This is a genomic window from Bradyrhizobium sp. SZCCT0148, assembly GCF_018129985.1.
GTDB classification, from domain to species: Bacteria; Pseudomonadota; Alphaproteobacteria; order Rhizobiales; family Xanthobacteraceae; genus Bradyrhizobium; species Bradyrhizobium japonicum_H.
In genome coordinates this window covers 936750-957512 of sequence record NZ_JAFCKT010000001.1, presented here as the reverse complement: position 1 = coordinate 957512, position 20763 = coordinate 936750, and the positions used below count along the sequence as shown (strand labels likewise).

The window sequence follows — 20763 nt, the reverse complement described above, 5'->3', positions numbered from 1 at the left end:
GCCTCCCCTGCTCCCGGCGCTTGGGCTGGTCCGTGCCACGGACGCAGCGCAGCGTTGTCCCGGCGATGCGAAGTATCGTCCGGCGCGACGGTGCTCTGCAGAGCCACGGCCCAGAACTTGCGGCGGGATGGGTTTTGGTTCTGCGGAGCGGCACTCCGTGCCGCACCGCGCCCGGACACGATACCTCCGAGACCTATTGCAGCGTCGGATCGAGCCGGTCGCGCAGCCAGTCGCCGATCACGGACACCGCGAGCGTGGTGATCACGATAGTCGTGGCCGGGGCCAGCATGATCCAGGGCGCCCGGGTCAGGTATTCGCGGCCGTAGCCGACCATGTTGCCGAGGCTGGTCATCGGCGGCTGCACGCCGAGACCAAGGAAGGACAAGCCCGACTCCATCAGGATCACCTCGGGAAAGACCAGCGTCGTCGAGACGATCAGGGTCGAGGCGATGTTAGGCAGGATGTGGCGCAGGTAGATCCGGGCCGGCGTCGCGCCCAGCTGGCGGACCGCGGCGGCATAGCCTTGCGCATTGGCGGAGATGGCAAGGCCGCGGGCGATACGGGCGTAGCGCTCCCAGCCGAACATGCCCATCAGCCCGATGAGCAGCGGCAGCGAATTGCCGAAGAAGGCGAGCACGGCGAGCGCCATGATCAGGAACGGCATGCTGGCCTGGAAGTCGGTCAGCATCAGCACGAGGTGCTCCACGGCGCCGCGAAAATGCGCGGCCAGGAAGCCGAGCGTGGTGCCGACGATTGCCGAGATCGCGGTCGCGCCGAACGCGATCAGCAGCGAGATGCGAATGGAGACGAGCAGCCGCGACAGCACGTCGCGGCCGAGTTCGTCGGTGCCGAGCCAGTGCGCGACGTTGCCGGGCGCCGCGAGGCGATTGCGGAGGTCGAGCTGGGTGTAGCCGTAGGGCGCGATCTTTTCGGCGAGGGCTGCGATCACCAGCATGGCGATGATCCAGATCACCGCAAGCACCACCGACAGCGGAATCGCCGGGAGACTGATGCGGCGGCGGCCGGCGGTGTCCTTCAGCGTCGCGTCGGTCATGCGTGCGCTCCCTTGGCGCGCAGCCGCGGATCGAGGAAGCCGTAGAGGAAATCGACCACCAGGTTGGAGGTGACCATTGTCATCGCGACCAGCAGCAGGATGCATTGCACGACGGCAAGATCGCGGTTGGCGACGGCAACGACGAGCAGGCGCCCTACTCCCGGCCAGGAAAACACACTCTCGACCACCACGGCGCCCGCGATCAGCGTGCCCACCATGAAGCCCAGAATAGTGACGGTCGGAATTGCCGCGTTCGGCAGCGCATGCGAGGTCACCACCTTGCGCCACGGCACGCCCTTGGCAGACGCCGTTCGGATATAGGGCTGGCCCAAAACCTCCAGCATCGCGCTGCGTGTGAAGCGCGCCAGCACGGCCGCACCACCGAGGCTCAGCGTCACGATCGGCAGGATGGCGTGACGCCAGCTGTCCTGTCCGCCCGACGGCAGCCAGCCGAGCTGCACGGCGAAGACGAGCACGAGCAGCAGCGCGAGAACAAAACTCGGCACGGTAAAGCCCGCGACCGCGGTCATCATCACGGCGCGATCGATGGCCGAGCCCCGATGCAAAGCGGCGTAGATGCCGGCGGGGATACCGAGCACGACCTTGAAGACGAAGGCCGGCAGCGTCAGTGCCAGCGTCGCCGGAATGCGCTCCAGCACCAGCTCGATCGCGGGCCTTCCGTCGCGCATGGAACGGCCGAGCTCGCCCTTCGCAATGGCGCCGAAATAGTCGAGGTACTGAAACCAGATGGGATCATCGAGGCCCCACGCCTTGCGGAACGCTGCGAGCACCTCGGGCGGCGCCTCCGGCCCCAGGATCATCAGCGCGGGATCGCCTGACAGCCGGAGCACGACGAAGGCGAAGGTGACGACGAGCACGATCGTCAGTGCCGCGCGGCCGAAGCGAATGGCGAGATAGCGTCCCATCACGCGGCGTCCCGCGTCTCGGCACCGGTGACAAGATGACAGGCGACCTGCCTGTTACCGCCGACGGCCGACAACGCAGGCACCTCGCGCGTACAGCGCGCGATGGCGCGCGGGCAGCGCGGATGGAAGGCACAGCCTTGTGGACGCGCGGCCGGATTCGGCGGATCGCCCGCGAGCACGATACGGCCTGCGCTGCGGCGGCCCGGCGCGGGCGAAGCCGAGACCAGCGCCTGCGTATAGGGATGTTCGGGCCGCGCGAACAGATCGTCGGCGCTGCCGATCTCGACGATGCGGCCGAGATACATCACCGCGACGACATTGCTGATCTGCCTGACGACGCGCAGATCGTGGCTGATGAACAAAAGCGTCAGTCCCAGTTGAGCCTGGAGATCGCAGAGCAGGTTCACGACCTGCGCCTGAATCGAGACGTCGAGCGCGCTGACGGGCTCGTCGCAGACCAGGAAATCCGGCTTCGTCGCGAGCGCGCGTGCCAGCACGATACGCTGGCGCTGGCCGCCGGACAGCGCACCGGGATAACGCGCGCCATGCGCCGGCGTGAGCTCGACCGCGCGCAACAAGTCGCGCACGCGGTCCTCGCGCTCGGCGGGCGTGCCGAGATTGTGGATGTCGAGGGGTTCGCGGATCTGCGTTGCGACCGGCAAGCGTCGGTCCAGCGCGCCGAGCGGATCCTGGAAGATCATCTGCATGCGCGCGCGTTGCGCACGCCAAGCTGCCGTGCCGGGCGCAACCATCGGCTTGCCGTCGAACCTCACCTCGCCGCTGTCGGGCGGCTCGAGGCCCAGCACGATGCGGCCGGTGGTGGATTTGCCCGAACCGGACTCGCCGACGAGGCCCAGCGTCTGGCCTTTCGGGATGGTCAGCGAGACGCCGTCGACAGCATGCACGGCCGCAGCTCGGCCGAACATGCCGGAGCGCATCGAATAAGTGCGGGAGATGTCGCAGACTTCGACGAGCGGCGGGCTCATTCGGCGGCGATCCCGAGCAGCGTGCGGCGCGAGGCCTCGGCGCGGATGCAGGCGACGGTGCGCTGGTCGGCAATCGGTGCCAGGGTCGGCGCGGCGAGACTGCAGGAATCCGATGCCAGCGCGCAACGCGGCGCGAAGGCGCAGCCATCAGGCATCATCGCGGGATCGGGCACCGTTCCGGGAATGGCGGTGAGACGGCGGCGCGGTCCATCGAGCGGCGGCAATGCACCGATCAGGCCTTGTGCATAGGGGTGCACGGGATCGGCGAACAGCTGGTTGCTCGGGGCCTGCTCGACGATGCGGCCGGCATACATCACCGCGACGCGATCGCAGTTCTCGGCGACGACGCCGAGATCGTGGCTGATCAGCACCATCGCCATGCCGAACTCGCGGCGGACCGACGACATCAGCTCCAAAATCTGTGCCTGAATGGTGGCATCGAGCGCGGTGGTGGGTTCGTCCGCAATCAGAACGTCAGGATTTCCAGCAAGCGCCATCGCGATCATGATGCGCTGGACCTGGCCGCCGGAGAATTCGTGCGGATAGGCTTCGAGCCGACGGCCGGCGTCGGGAATGCCGACGAGATCGAGCAGCCGGCGCGCTTCCGCCTTCACGGCGTTGCCTTGGAGATCGCGATGCAACACCAAGGCTTCGGAGAGCTGCTTGCGAATGGTCAGCACCGGGTTGAGTGCGCTCGCCGGGTCCTGGAAGATCATGGCAACCCGCCCGCCCCTGACCCGGTCGAGCTCGCCGGCCGGCGCGCCCAGGATTTCGCGTCCGTCGAGCCGCACCGAACCCGTAACCTTGGCATGCCGCGGCAACAGTCCGAGCGCGGCAAGCCAGGTGACCGACTTGCCCGATCCGGACTCGCCGACGAGGCCAAGCGCCTCGCCCTTGCCGAGAGCGATATCGACGCCGCGCAGGACCGGCACGCCGTTGAAGGCGACGCTAAGGCCCTGAATATTGACCAGTGGAGTCACGCTCACGCCTCGAAATTGCCGGCGCGGAAATCCATCGCGAAGGCGGGCGACGCCTTCCACTTGATCGATTTCGGCTTGGCCGTGAAGGTCGCGTTCTGATGCAGCACCGTATAGGCAGGATCTTCGCGCTCGGCGATCTCCAGCATGCGGCGGAACGCCTTCTTGCGCGCGGGCCGGTCGGTCGAGGTTTCCAGGAACTCCGAGAGCTTGTTCAGCTCGGCGTTGGTCCATTCGCCGATCTGCTGCTGCTGGCCGTTCGGGCCGTGCTGGGCGACCAGCGACGAGACGGGATCGTTGAAGGCGGCCGAGTTCGACCAGTCGCGCACGGCACGGGTCGGCGCGCGTTCCATGATCTGCGACCAGTTCTCCTTGGTCTCGATCTGGACGTTGAGGCCGACCGACTTCCACATCTCGACCAGCACCTGCGCGGTCGCGACCTGGTTGGTGTAGTAATTGTTCAGCAGGCGATACGGAATCGGATCGCCCTTGTAGTTGGCCTGCTTGAGCAGATCCTGCGCCAGCTTGGGATCGTAGGCCGGTACGCTCCAGTCGGCGTTGAACATGTCGCCGTAGAACTCCCATTGCAGGCCCTTCGGCACGCGGGTGCGGCCCGCCCACAGGCTGTCGACGATGGCCTGGCGGTCGATCGCGTGGGTGAAGGCGCGGCGCACCAAGGGATTGGCGAGCACGGCGTGGTTCTTGTCGAACACGGTCAAGCGATGGTTCAGGATAGTGCCGCCCTGCACTTCGAACGCGGCATTCTTCTCAATGCCGGCGATCTGGTCCGGCGGGATGTCGCAGGCGAACTGGTACTCGCCCGACAAGAGGCCGTTGATGCGGCTCGCGACTTCGGGCACTTCGAGGAAGCGGATACGCTTGAGCGGCGGACGGCCGCCCCAATATTCGTCATGTGCTTCAAGCGTCAGCGACACGTCGGGCTTGAGCTCGACGACCCTGTAGGGACCGGTTGTCACGGGCTTGCGCGCCCAGTCGAGATAGCTCGCGGATTCGTCCCAGGCGCGGCGGTTCATGATGTCGGAACCGTAGCGCGACAGCCGGCCCTCGATCGTGACGTCGGGCGTCGCGTTGTAGAAGCGCACGGTGTATTTATCGACGGCATCGACGCGCACGAGGTCCGGCCAGATCCGGCGTGCGACCGCGGGGACATCAGGCGGCAATTCCTTGCCCGGCCGTGGCGTCGGGATCTTCTCGAAGGCCTGGATGGTCGAGCGGCTCTTGGCCTCGGTCTCACCGAACATGCGCTCGCGGCTGAAGGTGAAGACGACATCCTCTGCGGTCAGCTCGTCACCGTTGTGAAACTTGACGCCCTGGCGCAGCTTCACCTCGACGGTCTGGTCGTCGATGCGGCGCCATTCGGTGGCAAGGCCCGGCACAGCCTCCAGGTTACCACGCCAATTCTTGGAGATCAGGCCTTCCCAGATCGAGGAGAAGAACACGCGCTCGCCGACATTGGACTGCTCGCGCAGCACGTCGAGCACGTTCGCGTTCGTCACCTTCTGCACGGCGATCGTCACCGACGGACGGTTGTCGCCCTGCGCGATGGCAAAACGCGGCAGCAGCAGTGTGCCTGCGGCGGCGCCGCCGGTCTTCAGGATGGTGCGACGGGTGAATTTGGTCATGGCGCTAGCCTCGGATAATGCGGTTATTCGGCGAGACCGAGCGCGGCGAGATGGGCGGCACCGGCGCGGACGTCGTCGTGGTTGCGGAGTTCGAGGATCAGCCGCGGATTCGACGTCAGCCGGCCTAGCGCGCGGAATACGGCGACCCAGGGAATGTTGCCCTCGCCCGGCGCCCAGTGCCGGTCGGCAAAGCCGTCGGTGTCCTGCAGATGCACATGCGTGAGCATGTCGCCGGCGGTCTCGACGTAGTAGTCGACTGGCGGCGCGCCTGTGGAGCTGTGGGCGTAGTTGGCATGTCCGGTGTCGAGCGAGACGCGGACCTTGGCGCTTTCGAGCGCCTTGGCGAGGCGCACCCGGTCACGCGGATCCCTGTCCTCGATGTTCTCGATGACGATTTCGCAGCCGATCGTCTCGGCGCGGGCGATCACCTCGGCGAGCGTCGCCTTGACGCGTTCGACCAGATTGCCGCGATTGTCCGGATAGAGATCGAGATTGTTGTGATCCCAGGTCGTGAACGGCGAATGGATCACCATCTGCGTCGCGCCGAGGAACTCGGCGGCATCGAGGCCCTGGATCAGGCGCTTGGTCACGGCCTGGCGGATCATCGGATCGTGGCTGTCGATCTTGAAGCCCCAGAATGGGCCGTGGATGCCGAGCCGGCCGGTATGGCCGGAGAGCATCTGCTTGATGTCGGTCGCAGCACTTCGCCAGTCGCCATCGAGCAGGTCGGCGCGGAAGAAATCCTGGATCTCGAGATCGCGCTGCCGGTCGAGAAGCCAGTCACGATGCGCGGGGATCGATTTGATGGACAATGCTGCGCCCAGCACCGGCTTCGACATGGCTTGCTCCTTGATCGTCGGCGATGACGGGAGCAGCGCTAGACCAGTTCAATGACAGGCCGGTGAAATGCAGATTCCGCAGGGCGAGGAGATGTGGACATCTCCTGGTGCGGTTCCGTTTTGTGCCTTCGCGATCGCGGTGCCGATGCCGAATGGACACAGCGCAAGCGGTATCCGTGTCCGTAGTGCTCCGGAATGGAATCCTGCCGCGATGTCACGTACATCGCGTGCATCGATCGGCGGCCACTTCCACGGGCATCACCCTACGATCGCGCTACATGGGGTTGGGGGACCGCATGGGGCGGGGGATTGAAGGCTGGGGCAGGTGACGAGGTCCGGACTCCTAGGCACTCCGGACCTCGAAGCTTTCTGAAATTGAACGCAGCAACGCGCCGTCCGGTTGGGGCATCCGGGCGGCGCGTTGTCGTTCCAGGAGCGTCTTTCGATCAGCGCGTCTGCGGTTCGATCGTCACGGTGCAGTCGCCCTGCCCTTGCGTCGCGACCACGATGTTGCCGGCCGGCGCACCGAGCGCGATCGGTGCGGACGAGCTGCCATCCGGCATCTGAACTGTCACGCTCAGCGAGTCCGTACGCCCGGTCGAACCGACGGTTGTCGGCTCGGCCTCGGCGACATTGCCCGATGCATCGCGGCGCATGATCCGGCAATTCAGGCTATTGCTCGTCGTGCTTCCGGCCGCCGCAACACTCGACGTGGCGCCGCCGCTCATCTGCGCCCGGGCTCGCGACGGATCGCGCGGCACCTGGCTGACGATGCGATGCGTGCGCGGCTCGACGATGACGACATCGTCATCGGTCGTGAAATATTCGTAGTCCCGGTATTCCGGCTCGATCGAGGTGATCTCTGGCGGCACCCGGTAGAGACGCACGCGCGGCGGGATCGTCTCGCCCACCCGAATCGAGATGTTCAGGTTGCGTTCCGGTTGCGCCAAACGCGCGCGGCTCACGGTTTCGGAGATCCGCACCTGCTTCTCGGTCGTGACGCTGGTCTGCTGACCGACCTGCGTGTCGGTCCGGGTGGTCTGATTGGCTTGATTGGTCTGCGTGCCGGAAGGCGCGGTTTGGGCGTTGTTGGTGGGCGCCGTGCGGTTCGTGTCCGTCGCGGTGGCCGGCCGGTTGTTCTTCTGCTCGGCCGCATCGCGCGGGGACTGGTTCTGCTCTTTCTGGTTGGCCGCGGCTCCCGCCCGCTCGTTTTGCTGGCCAGCGGTGCCAGTCTTGGACTTCTCGGACTCGGCGGTTGATTTCTGCGGCGCGGACTTGTCCTGCTTCGTCTCGGCGCTGCTCTTGCCGGTCTCGCGGCCTTGTTTCGCGGTGTCGGCTTCACGGTTGCGATCGCGCGAAGGCTCGCGGGATTCTTGTGCCTGATCCTTCGCCTTGGGTTGGTTGCGCTCGGCAGAACCGGCAGATTGGCGCTTGTCGTCATTGGCCTCTTGCTTGGCAGCGCCGCCCTTCTCCTCGCGGCCGGCGCCCTGCAGTCGCTCCTGGGCCCCCTGCGCGCGCTCTTGAACGCGCTCCTGAGCGGCGCCGCGTTCGGGCGCAGCGCCCTTCGCCGGTTCCTCGGTCCGTTTCGGCTCGCTGCGCTCGCCGGGCGCCTGGGCGTAGGCCAATCCGGATGCGAGCATAAGTCCAACGGCAGCAGTCGACAGCATCAAGTGTTTACGCATGGTCCCTCTCCTCGACAATTCGTAACAACAGACGCGAACGCTCTGTCGATGCGATTGTTCCTGAGCGGAACGAGGGGCGATCAGCCTGAGCTCACCATTGGGTCCTTCAACGTCAGCCGGGCGGTGAATGTCACGCTGGTCTTGCCGACCAGCGCCATGCCTTCGACCTCGGCGCCGCCGGCGGAGTAGTCACCCGAGAAACCGCAGGTGACCTCCCTGCCACCGAACGCCAGCGTTCGGCCGACGGCTTCGGTGTGCTGATTGACGGTCATGTCGCCGCGCCACTTGCCGTTCCGGAAGGTGTAGGTGCCGGTGTAGTAGAAATAGCTGTCGCCGCCCAAGATGCGCCCGTCGCAGAGCACGACGACGCCCCTCGCCTGCCCGCGCTTGCCGTCGCGCATTTCGATGTCGAAGATGTAGAGGCCGTTGACGACCCTGGCCTCCTCCGCTTTCGCCCCATCCCCGGCCGACATCCGATCATCTCCCCAACAATCCGCCCCGATCAGTGCGGCACGTTCCGCTCGAGATCCTCGAGCCAGGCCACCGCGCTCGAATCCGACGGGGCGCGCCAGTCGCCGCGCGGCGACAGCGAGCCGCCCGCCGAGACCTTTGGCCCGTTCGGCATCGCCGAGCGCTTGAACTGGCTGAAGGCGAAGAAGCGGCGCAGGAACACCTCGAGCCAGCTGCGGATCTCCTTGAGATCATAGGCCTTGCGCCGATCGTTCGGAAATGCCGGCGGCCACTCGCCCTTGGAGACGTCCTTCCACGCGTGTTGTGCCATGAAGGCGATCTTGGACGGACGCATGCCGAACCGCAGCGTGTAGAACAGATTGAAATCCTGCAGCTCGTAGGGGCCGACAGATGCTTCGGTGCTCTGCGGCTTCTGGCCGGGCTCCACCGGCACCAGCTCGGGCGAAATTTCGGCAACGAGGATCGAGCCAAGCGTGCGGTTGACGTCGGCGCCGAACTGCTTCGATGCGATCACCCAGCGGATCAGATGCTGGATCAGCGTCTTCGGCACGCCGGCATTGACGTTGTAATGCGCCATCTGGTCGCCGACACCATAGGTGCACCAGCCGAGCGCGAGCTCGGAGAGATCGCCGGTGCCGATGACGATGCCGCCGTGTTGGTTGGCGAGGCGGAACAGATAATCCGTGCGCAAGCCGGCCTGCACGTTCTCGAAGGTGACGTCGTAAAGCTTCTCGCCCCTGCCGAAGGGATGACCGATGTCCTTCAGCATCTGCGTCGCCGTGGTACGGATGTCGAGCTCCTGCCAGCTCGTCTGCAACGCTTGCATCAGAGCCAATGCATGGGTCTTGCTCTCGCTGCCGGTGGCGAAGCCCGGCATGGTGTAGGCCAAGATGTTCTCGCGCGGCAGGCCAAGCAGGTCGACCGCCTTGGCGGCGACGATCAATGCATGGGTGGAATCGAGCCCGCCGGAGACGCCGATCACGACGCGCTTGGTGCCGGTGGCACGCATGCGCTGCACGAGGCCGGCGACCTGGATGTTGTAGGCCTCGTAGCAATCCTGCTCGAGGAGGCTTTCGTCGCTCGGCACGAACGGAAAGCGCTCGACCTTGCGCATGAAGCCGATGTCGGCGGCCGGCGGCTTCAGCGCGAATGTCACCTTGCGGAAAAACGCCTCGCGCTGGCGCCGGTTGTCGTCAAACGTGCCCATCGCGGCACGTTCCTGCCTGAGCAGATCGAGATCGACATCGGCATAAGTGATCTGGCCGCCCTGGCGGAACCGCTCGCCCTCGGCCAGCAGCACGCCGTTCTCGTAAATCGAGGTCTGGCCGTCCCAGGCGAGATCCGTGGTGGATTCTCCGGCGCCCGCGGCCGAATAGACGTAGGCGGCAAGGCAACGCGCCGATGTCGATTGGCACAGCAACGCGCGCGATCGCGCCCGGCCGATCGTGATCGGGCTACCCGAGAGATTGGCCAACACGCTGGCGCCCGCAAGCGCGAGCTCGGCAGAGGGCGTCACCGGGATCCACATGTCCTCGCAGATCTCGACGCCGATGGTGAGACCCGGAACATCCTCGGCTGAGAACAGGAGGTCGACGCCGAACGGTGCGTGCAACCCGCCGAATGCGATCGACTCTCCGGCCACGCCGGCGCCGGAGGCGAAATGCCGGCCCTCGTAGAATTCGCGGTAGGTCGGCAGGTAGGATTTCGGCACCACGCCGAGAACGGTGCCGCGATGAATGACGACGGCGCAGTTGTAGATGCGATGGCCAAAGCGCAGCGGCGCGCCGACGATCAGGACCGGCATCAGTCCCGCGGAAGCCTCGACGAGGCTTGCGAGGCCGCGCTCGACCGCATCGAGCAGCGGATCCTGCTTGACCAGATCCTCGATCGCATAGCCGGACAGGCAAAGTTCGGGAAACACGGCGACCGCGACCGACTGCTCATGGCAGGCACCGGCCGCCGCCAACACAGCTTTGGCGTTGGCCGAGGGATCGGCGACATGGGACGTGGTGACACAGGCCGCCACGCGCGCAAATCCGTGGGCGTAGATCGAGTGAAAAGTCATCGAGCGCAGTACCCTTGATATCTTCGCTGCCGAAGCCGTCAGCTCCGAACCCTATGTAGCCCATCACCTCCATCCCGTGCAGGCCATCCGCCGTCATGCATAACGGATTTGCGCCGCAGTCTGCCCTAGCGCCTTTGGCTCAGGCGGTGCGGGCCAGCACGCCGGACAGATCGCCGCGCAGCCATTCTGCAATCCGCGGCCAGGCATGGGCGTGCGTGCGCGCGCCCATGAACAGGCCGAGGTGATTGCTCGGCTCGGACGCCGCCGCAATGAAGGCGGGCGGTGTGCCGAGGAGAGCCGCGGTGGCGAGCGCCTGCGCAGCCGGCACGACCTCGTCGTCGAGCCCGGCCAGCAGGAAGACCGGCGCGCTGACCTCCTTCAGATCGACGGTGCGGCCAAGAGCCACGAAATTGCTCCCGGCAATCTGGTTCTCGCGAAAAATCCGGTGGACGATCTCCAGATAATATTTGCCCGGCAGATCGAGTGTCTCGGCGTTCCAGCGCTCGAAACGCGCCAGCAGCGCCGCGCCCTCCGCGTCCGCCAGGTCTCTCTGCAACGCCATTACAATGTCGTCGCGGTTCGGCGCCTTGGACCAGAAGTGGAGCATCTCCTTGCCACGGACATTGCCGCCGCCGCGTGCGACGAGCTGGTCGTAGACCAACTCGGGCGCATCGCGGGTGAGCCGGCACAACGAGGACTCGATCGACAGGTCCACGGGAGCGCCGACCAGCACAACCCGCCGCACCTTGGCCGGAAAGCGCGCCGCATAGAGCAATGACAGCCAGCCGCCTTGGCACAGGCCGACCAGATCGACCGGCGCGCCGATCTCGTCGATGGCAACGTTGAGATCGCCGAGATAGCTGTCGATCGAGAAATAGCGCATATCCGGCGTCGCTGACCGCCAATCGGTGAGATAGACCCGATCGATGCCGCCGGTCTGCAGCGACTGCACCACGCTGTGGCCGGGGGCAAAATCGGCGATCAGGGCCCGATGCAGCGCATAGGGCGCACAGACCAGCGCCGGCTGGCCGGACCGCGTTTTCGAGCAATCGCGCAGGCGCATGGTCGCCAGTTCGAGCGCCACAATGCTCGGGGTCGTCCAGGACAAAGTGCTGTCGTCCTGCTCCGGCGGACCGCGTTCCAGCCACCAGAAGCAGCTGTCCATGGCGAGGCGCGCCGCTGCAAACGGCCACAGCAGCGGGTCGTCCGGGACGGGCCCCTTCGCGCCGCCCTGTTTGCCGGCCTGATTCACCATGGCCACCTCACGATCGTCACAGGAGGGCCTCCAAGCTCACCATGGAGATCCCGAGGTCCCGAAAACTCCGACGGGTCGCGGCGACCGAGCCGTCGAGATCGATGCCACGGCAGGCGTCCTCGATGACCGCGACCTCGAATCCGGCCTTGCGGGCGTCCTCCGCCGAGAACCGGACGCAGAAGTCGAGCGCGAGCCCGGCGACGAACACGGTCTTCAGCTCGCGTTCGCGCAGATATCCAAGCAGGCCGGTCGGCGTCCGCTTGTCGTTCTCGAACAGCGCCGAATAGGAATCGATCCCACGGCGAAAGCCCTTGCGCACCACGAGGTTCGCCCTGACCACATCGAGATCGCGATGGAACTCCGCGCCCGACGTACCCTGCACGCAATGCGCCGGCCAGAGCACCTGGGTGCCGTAGTCGAGCTCGATGGCCTGGAACGGCTGCTTGCCCGCGTGATTTGAGGCGAACGAGACGTGGTCGCGCGGATGCCAGTCCTGGGTCAGCACCACATTGGCGAATTTCTGGGCGATCCGGTTGACGGCGGGGACCACTTTCTCGCCGCCGGGTACGGCGAGCGCTCCGCCTGTGCAGAAATCGTTCTGCACGTCGATCACCAGCAGCACGTCGCGGTCGGAAATCTGCATCGCCAGGCTCATTCGATGTGCCCGGCGGCGGTGCCGGACAGGTCTGCCCTCCAGTCTCGGCCTTCCCGGGCATCTTCGCAACCGCCGACGCCGTGCGCCCCCCGCGTGAATTGGTCACCGGACAGCAGTCGGGATGCAACGGTTTGGCCTCGTCCGTGTTGACTAGGCATACCCGAGGGCGGATTCTCGCACTGCCCGCGACTGTGCGGCGCGGATCGAAGACGTGGAGGATAGGGTTGCCGAGCCCCAAGGCGGCGGCAGCCCCAGAGTCATGAATATCGGCAAGACAGGACAGATTCTTCTCGCCGATATCGGCGGCACCAATGCGCGCTTCGCGCTAAGTCAAATCGGGTTGGGCCAGGGCGATCAGGCCGGACCGATCGATTACGTGAAGGTCGCCGACTTCCCGACCGTCCGGGAAGCGATCGCCGATGTGCTGGCGCGCCGGTCAGGCGGAGAGCCGCCGCAGAGAGCCGTGCTGGCCGTGGCAGGTCCCGTGACCAACAACCGCTGCGTCATGACCAACAGCCCATGGGTCATCGACGGCAACGAGCTGCAGCCGGCTCTCGGCTTCGATAGCGTCCATGTGCTGAACGATTTCGAGGTGGTGGCCTGGTCACTGCCCGCCTTGCAGCCAGCCGATCTGATCCCGCTCGGCGGAGGCGATGGCTTGCCTGGAGAGCCGCTGCTGGTGGTCGGACCCGGAACCGGTTTTGGCGTCTCCTGTCTGGTCGAGCGCCACGGCTCGCGGCTGGCCGTCGTGACCGAAGCCGGACACGCGACGCTTCCGGCGGAGAACGAGCGCGAGGAGCGTGTGATCGCGTGCTTGCGCCGGCGCCTCGGCCACGTCTCCATCGAGCGTGGCGCGCTCTCGGGTTCGGGACTGCAAAACCTCTACGAAGCCCTGGCCGAAGTCGACGGCGCTCAAGTGCCGCATCGCGAGGCTGCCGCCATCACCAAGGCCGCGCTGGAGGGCAGTTGCTCCGTCAGCCGTGCGGCGCTGGAGATGTTTTGCGCCATTCTTGGCTCGGTCGCCGGCAATCTCGCAGTGACGTTCGGCGCGCGTGGCGGTGTCTACGTCGCCGGCGGAATCGTGCCGCGCTTCCCCGAGTTCCTTCTCGCCTCCGCGTTCCGGGCGCGCTTCGAAGCCAAGGGACGCTTCCAGGATTATCTGCGCAATATCCCGACGAGGCTCGTGATCAAGCCGGATGCAAGCTTCCTCGGTCTGAAAATGTTCGCCGACTCCAACCTGAACTGAAATCCGAGCCCTCGTCTTCGCTTATGGTTCCAGCCGTGCACAGCTGACTGCTGCGTACGCGCGGTTCCAGGCATGAACGAGCTTGCCTGCGTGCTTCGGATGAGAAACAATCCTGCCGTGTACGTGGCGTAGTTGCGGGGGCGTGACATGCGTAAGCAGGACTTTGGTTTCGACTATCACCGCTATCACCGCCTGCTGAGCCAAGCGGACGACGAAGGCAAGCGGTTGGCCCTGATAGATCTGTTGATCGAGGAAAAGGCGCGAGACCGGCTCGCCGCCCAACGCGCCTCGGACCGTGCCGCCATGACGGCCCACACCATCGCCACCGTGCTGAAGAACGGCCGCAACTGAGGCTTGCAATCCGGCCCTGCGGGGCCCGGGAATGCGGGATCCAATTCGGATTTCGTTAAGGATGCCTCGCAATCCGACGTCAAACTTTCCGCTCTAAAGTTCCCTCACACCTGATGCAATTCAGGATCAACAAGGGGGCAATGAACATGAGCATGATTTCGATCGCTGCGGTGCCGGCCGTCGTCGAAGCGCGTTTCGCCGATTCGTCCTTCAAGACTATTTTGCTGTTCTGCTGCACGGGCCTGGTCGCCTCGTTCGGCCTGATGGTGTACGGCATCGACCTCAGCGCCGGCCTGATGTGAGACCGCGGCAGTTTCCGTTGCCCAATGGCCGCCCCTAACGGGCGGCCATTTTCGTTGGACTATCTCTGTGCGGCGTCTTCGCCTTCACCGGTGCGGTGTCTTGGCCGTCGCTCAGTGTGGCGCTTTCACCGGCGCTCCCGGAAACAGGGAATCGATCATCGCCTTGAGCTGATCCATTGCGATCGGCTTGCGCAGGATCGGCCTGCGCCGCAGCAAGGACGGCAACAATTCCGGACCATACCCCGTGGCGAACATGAACGGCTTTCCACGCCGTTCGATCAGGTCGGCAACGGGATCGACGTAGACGCCCATCAAATTGATGTCGAGGATGGCCATGTCGTATTGCGCGGTCATGGCGAACGCGCTCGCATCCTGGACATTGTCCGCTTCCGCGACGACGTGGTGGCCGAGTTCCACGACCATGTCGGCGATCATCATCCGGATCAACGCCTCGTCTTCGACCAGGAAAACGGAAAGTCCGTCCGCCATTTCAACCCCGCAGTCCGCTTCCAGACCTCATCATAACTCAATTGCCGAGAAAGATTCACGAATTCGTGGAGGGCGCCGTTAATTCACGCGCGCCCGATCCGATCGAATGAACCGGGATCAATCCAATCCGCGCTCGTGGCTCAGCCGCACCATCTCCTGAATGAAGACCTGCTTCTGCTTATCATCGAGGCTTGAAAAGAGCGGCTCGGCGGCATCGGCGACGTTGCGCTGATCGGCGGCGCGATCGATCAGGAACTGCGCCTCGTTGCGCATCTGCTCGATGATGTCGTCGGGTGGATCGCGCTTGGCGCGAGCAACCCGCAAGTTGAGCCGCTCCGCACCATTATGCCCCAGGTAGTGCATTGCGCTCGAGAAGCCGTACCAGTGCTTCTCCTGATCAGCCGTGAGGTTCAGCTGGGTCTTGATCCGCTCGATATAGGAATCGCTGTTGGCGACGATCTGTTCCGCGCTCTGCTGCGGCGCGCCGGGCTGGGTGAGGACCGTGACGTCCTTACTAGGTGCGTTCTTGGCCTCCTTGCTCGCCTTGGCGCCCTTGCCCGCTTTGGCGCCCTTTGCCTCCTTGTCCTTGGCTGCACCCTGCTGCTTGGCATCCTTGCCCGCGTCCTTGCCGGCATCCTTCGGGGCCGGAGCCTGATTGGCATTGTTGTTTCCGACCCCGAGCACGCCGGTGAAGACGCCGACCACGCCGCCGATCGCTCCGCCGAGCACGCCACCGACCGGACCTGCCGCCTTGTTTCCGGCCGCCGCGCCGTCCTGAACGCCTTTGACCAAGCCTTGAGCATGGGCCACTGCGGCCGCACCGAGCAGCAGCGTGAGCACGGCCCCCAGCGCGAGCCATCGCCGCAAGTGAAGCCGCGCTGACAGCGCAGGGTTGGTCATTCTCGTCTCCATCGTCGATCTGAATAGCCTGTTGGGGTGCGGTCACCCCAATTGCGACTCTATCGTTTCTGCCGCTTCGCGGTCCAGACGCAGCGACGCGCTGTCCACGCCCGAAAACGCTTTCGCGCGAAGCGGTTATGCAGGCTTAATCGAAACTGCGGCGTAATTGCGCACGGATCGTTCGAGGCCGGCTCATGCCACGTGTGCGTCGCAAAAAACGAGCGGTCGCAACTGACGGGCGGCATAGCGCTCCCGACATTTAGCACACAACGTTAGTTCTAGGCATGAGCCGTTCGGCTTTCTCGACAGACGCGATCAATCATGATCTGATCGCGCTACCAATCTGCTGCGGCCTGCGTGAATCGTTCACTTGGGCCGACGGCGTCAATAAGAAAATCCAACAACAAGAAACTTGAAAAGAAGGCTCAGAGGAAACTCCAACAACAAACACCCAGGCGAGGAAACGAGATGTCACGCAAGAAACTGACGCGACGTCAATTTGTGGCTGCCACTGCAATGTCCTCCGCGGCGCTGATTTCAGCGCCCTACGTCCGGGGCGCTAACGCCGCCGGCAAGCTCTCGATAGGCTTCTGGGACCATTGGGTGCCAGGCGCCAACAAGGCCTCGACCGATCTGGTCAATGAATGGGCCGCCAAGGAGAAGGTCGAAGTCTCCATCGACTACATCCCCAGCCAGGGCAACAAGAACCTGCTGACCATCGCCGCGGAAGCGCAGGCAAAGTCTGGTCACGACATTTTTGCGATGCCGACCTGGTGGGCCCATTCGAACGCCGACCAGTTGGAGAACGTTGCCGACATCATGGGGCCGATCATCGCGGAGAACGGCGAGGTGAACGGCACGGTCAAATATCTGGGCATGTCCGAGAACAAATGGCTCGGCGTTCCGGCTTGCGTCGGCAGCCAGATCAAGGGCCCCTGCTCCCGCATCGATTTGATGAAGAAGCATGCCGGCATCGACGTGCAGGCGATGTATCCGGCCGGTTCTGAACCGAAGGCGGATGACTGGACGCTCGAAACATTCCTGAAAGCCGCCGAAGCCTGTCACAAGGCCGGCGTCCCCTTCGGTATCGGCCTCGGCGAGACCACCGACAACGTCGATACGGCGGGCGCGATCTTCCTGTCGTTCGGTGCCCAGCTCGTTGACGCCAAGGGCAATCTCACCGTCAAGACCGATGCGGTTCGTCAGGCGCTTGATTTCTACAAAAAGCTGATCGGCTTCCTGCCGCCCGATGTCGCAGCCTGGGACGACGCATCCAACAACAAATGGCTTGTCTCCGGCCGGGGCGCCATGATCATGAATCCGCCGAGCGCCTGGGCCGTCGCCAAGCGCGACGCGCCGCAGGTTGCGGAGCAATGCTGGACGCACGGATTCCCGAAAGGGCCGAAGGGGCGCTTTGCACCCTACCTGCCCTATTTCTGGAGCATCTGGAATTTCTCCAAGAACAAGGAGGCAGCGAAGAGCCTCCTCGTGGCGTTGTCGAAGCCGGCAGCCATCGAAAAGATGGTCAACGCCAGCGGAGGCTACGATCTGCCGGCCTATGAGAAGCTCACAACGCTGAAGGTTTGGCAGGAAGAGGGTCCGCCGAAAGGGACACTCTTTCACTATCCAAACCCCTACAAGCATCAGACGTTGTCGATTGCGGCCTCTCCAGCTCCCCCGAAGATCGCCCAGCAGATCTACGCGCAGGCCACGCTCACCAAGATGTGCCTGCGGTATCATCAGGGCGAAGCGATGGAAAAGACGCTCGCCTGGGCCGAAGGCGAATGCGAAGGCTTCATGCGGAGCTAAGCCGGACAGGCTCGCCGCGACGGCATCAAGCCGTCCGCGGCGAGTCCTCCGTCTCACTCACTTGGCGAGAGCCGGCTTCGGTTCTCGCACCTTCCAAGAGTCGGGTTGATCGACCACATCGCGCGAGGAAAATGCATCATGGCGGATGTCGCATTGCAGCCGGACAGCGTCGGCGCAGCGCAACCGGTACGTAAACGCTCCGGTCTGAAGAAGGCGCTCAAACGCAAATCGACCGCGGCGTTCCTGATGACGCTGCCGCTGATCATCCTGATCGCACTTCTGGTGCTTTATCCTGCATTCTATTCGCTGCATCTGGCGACGCTCAACAAGTCGATGCAGAGATTCGTCGGTCTAGGAAATTTCGAGTTCCTGTTCAAACGCGACACGTTCTGGCTGGTCGTCAAGCAATCCTGCATCTTTGCGATCACCGCCGTTCTGTTCAAAGCGCTGATCGGGTTCATTGTCGCCCACTTCGTCCATAACATTCCGGCCAAAGGTCAGCGCAAATGGCGCGGCATGTTGCTGGTGCCCTGGGTCATCCCGCCCGCGATGAGCACGCTCGCATGGCTGTGGCTGTTCGACCCCTCCTACAGCGCGTTCAACTATACGCTGTCGTTTTTCGGGATCGGGCCGATCCCGTGGACGGGCGATGCCGACTGGGCGCGCTTTTCCGTGATCCTGGTCAATGTCTGGTACGGCGCGCCGTTCTTCATGATCATGTACCTGGCTTCCCTGAAATCGGTGCCCGAGCAGCTCTATGAAGCCGCGGCGATCGACGGAGCCAATTGGTGGCAGCGCATCTGGTACGTCACGCTGCCGATGATGCGCAACATCATAGCGATCACGACGCTGTTCTCGCTGATCGTGACCTTCGCCAATTTCGACATCGTGAGAATCCTGACCGCCGGTGGCCCTCTCGACCACACCCATATCTTTGCCACCTGGGCCTTCCGGATCGGTATCGAAGGAAGCGATATTCCGCTTGGCGCAAGCGTCTCCCTGTTTATGGTGCCGATCCTGGCGGTCGCAGCGATATTCATCCTGCGGGACGTCAACAAGCGCGGGAATGAATCCTGATGAGCTCAGTCACGATAGACAAGGCCGCGCCGACGCGCACCGTCAAGTTGGGAAGCATGAGCCGCGACCGCAAATGGGCGCTGCGATGGTCGTACTTCTTTCTGACGCTGTTTGCGATTTTCTCGCTGCTGCCGCCCATTTACATGCTGATCACCTCTCTCAAGAGCAGCGCCGAAATCTCGGCGGCGACCAATCCATGGTGGGTCTTCCACCCCACCCTCGAGAATTATGTCGGCCTGCTGACGTCGAACCAGTTCCTGCGGTTCTTCCTGAATTCCGCGCTGGTTTCGATCTTCGTGGTCACCATCACGATGCTGATCAGCGTGCCCGCGGCATTTGCCCTCGCGCGGATGCGGTTCTGGGGGTCGGCCACGCTGGCGACCGGCGTGTTCCTGACCTACCTGATCCCGGACAGCCTGTTGTTCATTCCGCTGTTCAAGGTGTTCGCACAGTTCGGCGACTGGACCGGCATCCAGCTCATCAACCGCTGGTACGTGCTGCTCTTCATCTATCCGACGCTGACGGTCCCGTTCTGCACCTGGATCATGATCGGATACTTCGCATCGATTCCCAAGGAGCTCGACGAGGCCGCGATCATCGATGGGGCGTCCTGGTTCCAGACGCTGACCCGGATCTTCATTCCGGTAGCGCTGCCGGGTCTGATCGCCGCGACCATCTTCGCCTTTACCGTGTCCTGGGCGCAATTCCTCTATCCGCTCGTGTTCACGACCTCCACGGATCAACTCGTGCTGCCGGTCGGCATCATCACCACGCTGATCAAGGGCGACGTCTTCAACTGGGGACAGATCATGACCGGTGCGCTGCTCGGCGCGGCGCCACCGCTCATCATCTACGCCTTCCTGATGGACTATTACATTGCCGGCCTGACCGCCGGTGCGACAAAGGGTTGATGACCAGGAGCTGAAGTTCGATGGCTGACGTTGCTTTGCGGAAAGTGGTTAAGCGTTACGACGACGTCGAAGCCGTGCGCGGCATCGACCTGGATATCGCCGACCACGAGTTCATCGTGCTGGTCGGTCCCTCCGGCTGCGGCAAGTCGACGACGCTGCGCATGATCGCAGGCCTCGAGGACATCAGCGACGGAGACATCATGATCGGCGGCGATATCGTCAACGACGTGCCGCCGAAAGACCGCGACATCGCGATGGTGTTCCAGAATTACGCGCTCTATCCCCACATGACGGTCGCGGAGAACATGTCGTTCGGGCTCCGCCTCAAGCACTACCCCAAGGCCGAGATCAAGGCGCGGGTGACGGAAGCCGCCCGCCTGCTGGACATCACCGACCTGATCGACCGCAAGCCGAAACAGCTCTCCGGTGGCCAGCGCCAGCGCGTCGCGATGGGCCGGGCCATTGTGCGCAATCCGAAGGTCTTTCTGTTCGACGAGCCGCTGTCCAATCTCGACGCCAAGCTGCGCGTGCAGATGCGGATCGAGATCAAGAAGGTGCACCAGAAGGTCCGCACCACCACGGTCTACGTCACCCACGACCAAGTCGAGGCGATGACGCTGGCCGACCGTGTCGTGGTGATGAACAAAGGGCGGATCGAGCAGATCGGCACGCCGAACGAGCTCTACCACAGGCCGGCCACGCGCTTCGTCGCCGGCTTCATCGGCTCGCCCGCGATGAACTTCCTGCCGTGCCGGCTCGAGGACGTCGGCGGCACGCTTCAGATCCGGCTCACCGACCGGATCGCCTTTGCGCTCCCGCCGGCCCGCGCGGCGCGTTACAATTCGCTGCCGCGCACCGACAAGCTGCTGCTCGGCCTCCGGCCCGAGCATCTCACCGAGGCGCACGCGCATCTCGGACCGGGCGTCGAGACCTTCGACACCGTGCTCGACGTCACCGAGCCGATGGGCATGGAGACCCTGGTCTATTTCGTCCTCGAGGGCACGCCGGTCTGTGGCCGCGTCGATCCCAATGCCGGCGCCAAGGACGGGGCACCCATGCGTTTGGCGATGGACCTCAATAACATGCACCTGCTAAACGAGGCGACCGGCGTCGTGTTGTGACGCC

General features: G+C 64.3%; 20 protein-coding genes. 7 read left to right on the top strand and 13 right to left on the bottom strand.

Annotation, left to right across the window (positions count from 1 at the left end; translation table 11 throughout):
• Positions 1-193: 193 nt before the first annotated feature.
• From JQ580_RS04615 to pncA, 11 genes are all read right to left on the bottom strand, one after another.
• Positions 194-1054: an ABC transporter permease gene (locus JQ580_RS04615; protein WP_212278511.1), complete on the bottom strand. Its 861-nt coding sequence runs from the start codon at positions 1052-1054 to the stop codon at positions 194-196.
• On the bottom strand, positions 1051-1980 hold the full coding sequence (locus tag JQ580_RS04610) for an ABC transporter permease (RefSeq protein WP_212278510.1): 930 nt from the start codon (positions 1978-1980) through the stop codon (positions 1051-1053). Before JQ580_RS04610 ends, JQ580_RS04615 begins: the two co-directional genes overlap by 4 nt.
• Positions 1980-2966, bottom strand: a complete 987-nt coding sequence (locus JQ580_RS04605) for an ABC transporter ATP-binding protein (RefSeq protein WP_212278509.1) — start codon at positions 2964-2966, stop codon at positions 1980-1982. Before JQ580_RS04605 ends, JQ580_RS04610 begins: the two co-directional genes overlap by 1 nt.
• Positions 2963-3946 (bottom strand): ABC transporter ATP-binding protein, encoded by a 984-nt coding sequence (locus JQ580_RS04600; protein WP_212278508.1) that lies wholly within the window; start codon positions 3944-3946, stop codon positions 2963-2965. The genes JQ580_RS04605 and JQ580_RS04600 overlap by 4 nt, the downstream gene beginning before the upstream one ends.
• Before the next feature lie 2 nt (positions 3947-3948).
• Complete coding sequence (locus JQ580_RS04595) at positions 3949-5586, bottom strand: ABC transporter substrate-binding protein (protein ID WP_212278507.1); 1638 nt, start codon at positions 5584-5586, stop codon at positions 3949-3951.
• Between the two features lie 23 nt (positions 5587-5609).
• The gene (locus JQ580_RS04590; RefSeq protein ID WP_212278506.1) at positions 5610-6425 is read right to left on the bottom strand and encodes a sugar phosphate isomerase/epimerase family protein; all 816 of its coding nucleotides are present in this window, start codon (positions 6423-6425) and stop codon (positions 5610-5612) included.
• Positions 6426-6871: 446 nt separating this feature from the next.
• Positions 6872-8092, bottom strand: a complete 1221-nt coding sequence (locus JQ580_RS04585; RefSeq protein ID WP_249134016.1) for a DUF1236 domain-containing protein — start codon at positions 8090-8092, stop codon at positions 6872-6874.
• A 95-nt stretch (positions 8093-8187) separates the two neighbouring features.
• Positions 8188-8580, bottom strand: a complete 393-nt coding sequence (locus JQ580_RS04580; RefSeq protein ID WP_212278504.1) for a GrlR family regulatory protein — start codon at positions 8578-8580, stop codon at positions 8188-8190.
• 29 nt (positions 8581-8609) lie between these two features.
• Entirely contained in the window at positions 8610-10643 is a 2034-nt protein-coding gene (locus JQ580_RS04575; RefSeq protein WP_212278503.1) for an NAD(+) synthase, read from the bottom strand.
• Positions 10644-10782: 139 nt separating this feature from the next.
• Positions 10783-11898, bottom strand: a complete 1116-nt coding sequence (locus tag JQ580_RS04570; RefSeq protein ID WP_212278502.1) for an alpha/beta fold hydrolase — start codon at positions 11896-11898, stop codon at positions 10783-10785.
• A gap of 16 nt (positions 11899-11914) precedes the next feature.
• The gene (gene pncA, locus JQ580_RS04565; protein WP_212278501.1) at positions 11915-12553 is read right to left on the bottom strand and encodes a bifunctional nicotinamidase/pyrazinamidase; all 639 of its coding nucleotides are present in this window, start codon (positions 12551-12553) and stop codon (positions 11915-11917) included.
• A 259-nt stretch (positions 12554-12812) separates the two neighbouring features.
• Between pncA and glk the strand changes: the two genes are divergently transcribed.
• From glk to JQ580_RS04550, 3 genes are all read left to right on the top strand, one after another.
• Positions 12813-13799 carry a glucokinase gene (glk, locus tag JQ580_RS04560; RefSeq protein WP_212278500.1) on the top strand — a complete coding sequence of 329 codons (987 nt, stop codon included), beginning with the start codon at positions 12813-12815 and terminating at the stop codon, positions 13797-13799.
• 147 nt (positions 13800-13946) lie between these two features.
• On the top strand, positions 13947-14150 hold the full coding sequence (locus tag JQ580_RS04555) for a hypothetical protein (RefSeq protein ID WP_106950632.1): 204 nt from the start codon (positions 13947-13949) through the stop codon (positions 14148-14150).
• A gap of 146 nt (positions 14151-14296) precedes the next feature.
• Positions 14297-14452 carry a hypothetical protein gene (locus JQ580_RS04550; protein ID WP_212278499.1) on the top strand — a complete coding sequence of 52 codons (156 nt, stop codon included), beginning with the start codon at positions 14297-14299 and terminating at the stop codon, positions 14450-14452.
• Between the two features lie 111 nt (positions 14453-14563).
• Here the strand turns inward: JQ580_RS04550 and JQ580_RS04545 are convergent, their stop codons facing one another.
• A complete protein-coding gene (locus JQ580_RS04545; RefSeq protein ID WP_212278498.1) occupies positions 14564-14941 on the bottom strand; it encodes a response regulator in 378 nt (125 codons plus the stop codon).
• 117 nt (positions 14942-15058) lie between these two features.
• Positions 15059-15841, bottom strand: coding sequence for a Spy/CpxP family protein refolding chaperone (locus JQ580_RS04540; RefSeq protein WP_212278497.1), 783 nt, complete (start codon positions 15839-15841; stop codon positions 15059-15061).
• A 468-nt stretch (positions 15842-16309) separates the two neighbouring features.
• Here JQ580_RS04540 and JQ580_RS04535 point away from each other — a divergent pair, with 468 nt between their 5' ends.
• The 4 genes from JQ580_RS04535 to JQ580_RS04520 all read left to right on the top strand — a co-directional run bounded on the left by JQ580_RS04535 (position 16310) and on the right by JQ580_RS04520 (position 20759).
• Entirely contained in the window at positions 16310-17650 is a 1341-nt protein-coding gene (locus JQ580_RS04535; RefSeq protein WP_212278496.1) for an ABC transporter substrate-binding protein, read from the top strand.
• Positions 17651-17788: 138 nt separating this feature from the next.
• The gene (locus tag JQ580_RS04530) at positions 17789-18727 is read left to right on the top strand and encodes a carbohydrate ABC transporter permease (protein WP_212278495.1); all 939 of its coding nucleotides are present in this window, start codon (positions 17789-17791) and stop codon (positions 18725-18727) included.
• Positions 18727-19638 carry a carbohydrate ABC transporter permease gene (locus JQ580_RS04525; RefSeq protein WP_106950627.1) on the top strand — a complete coding sequence of 304 codons (912 nt, stop codon included), beginning with the start codon at positions 18727-18729 and terminating at the stop codon, positions 19636-19638. Before JQ580_RS04530 ends, JQ580_RS04525 begins: the two co-directional genes overlap by 1 nt.
• A 20-nt stretch (positions 19639-19658) precedes the next feature.
• A complete protein-coding gene (locus tag JQ580_RS04520; RefSeq protein ID WP_212278494.1) occupies positions 19659-20759 on the top strand; it encodes an ABC transporter ATP-binding protein in 1101 nt (366 codons plus the stop codon).
• Positions 20760-20763 lie beyond the last annotated feature (4 nt).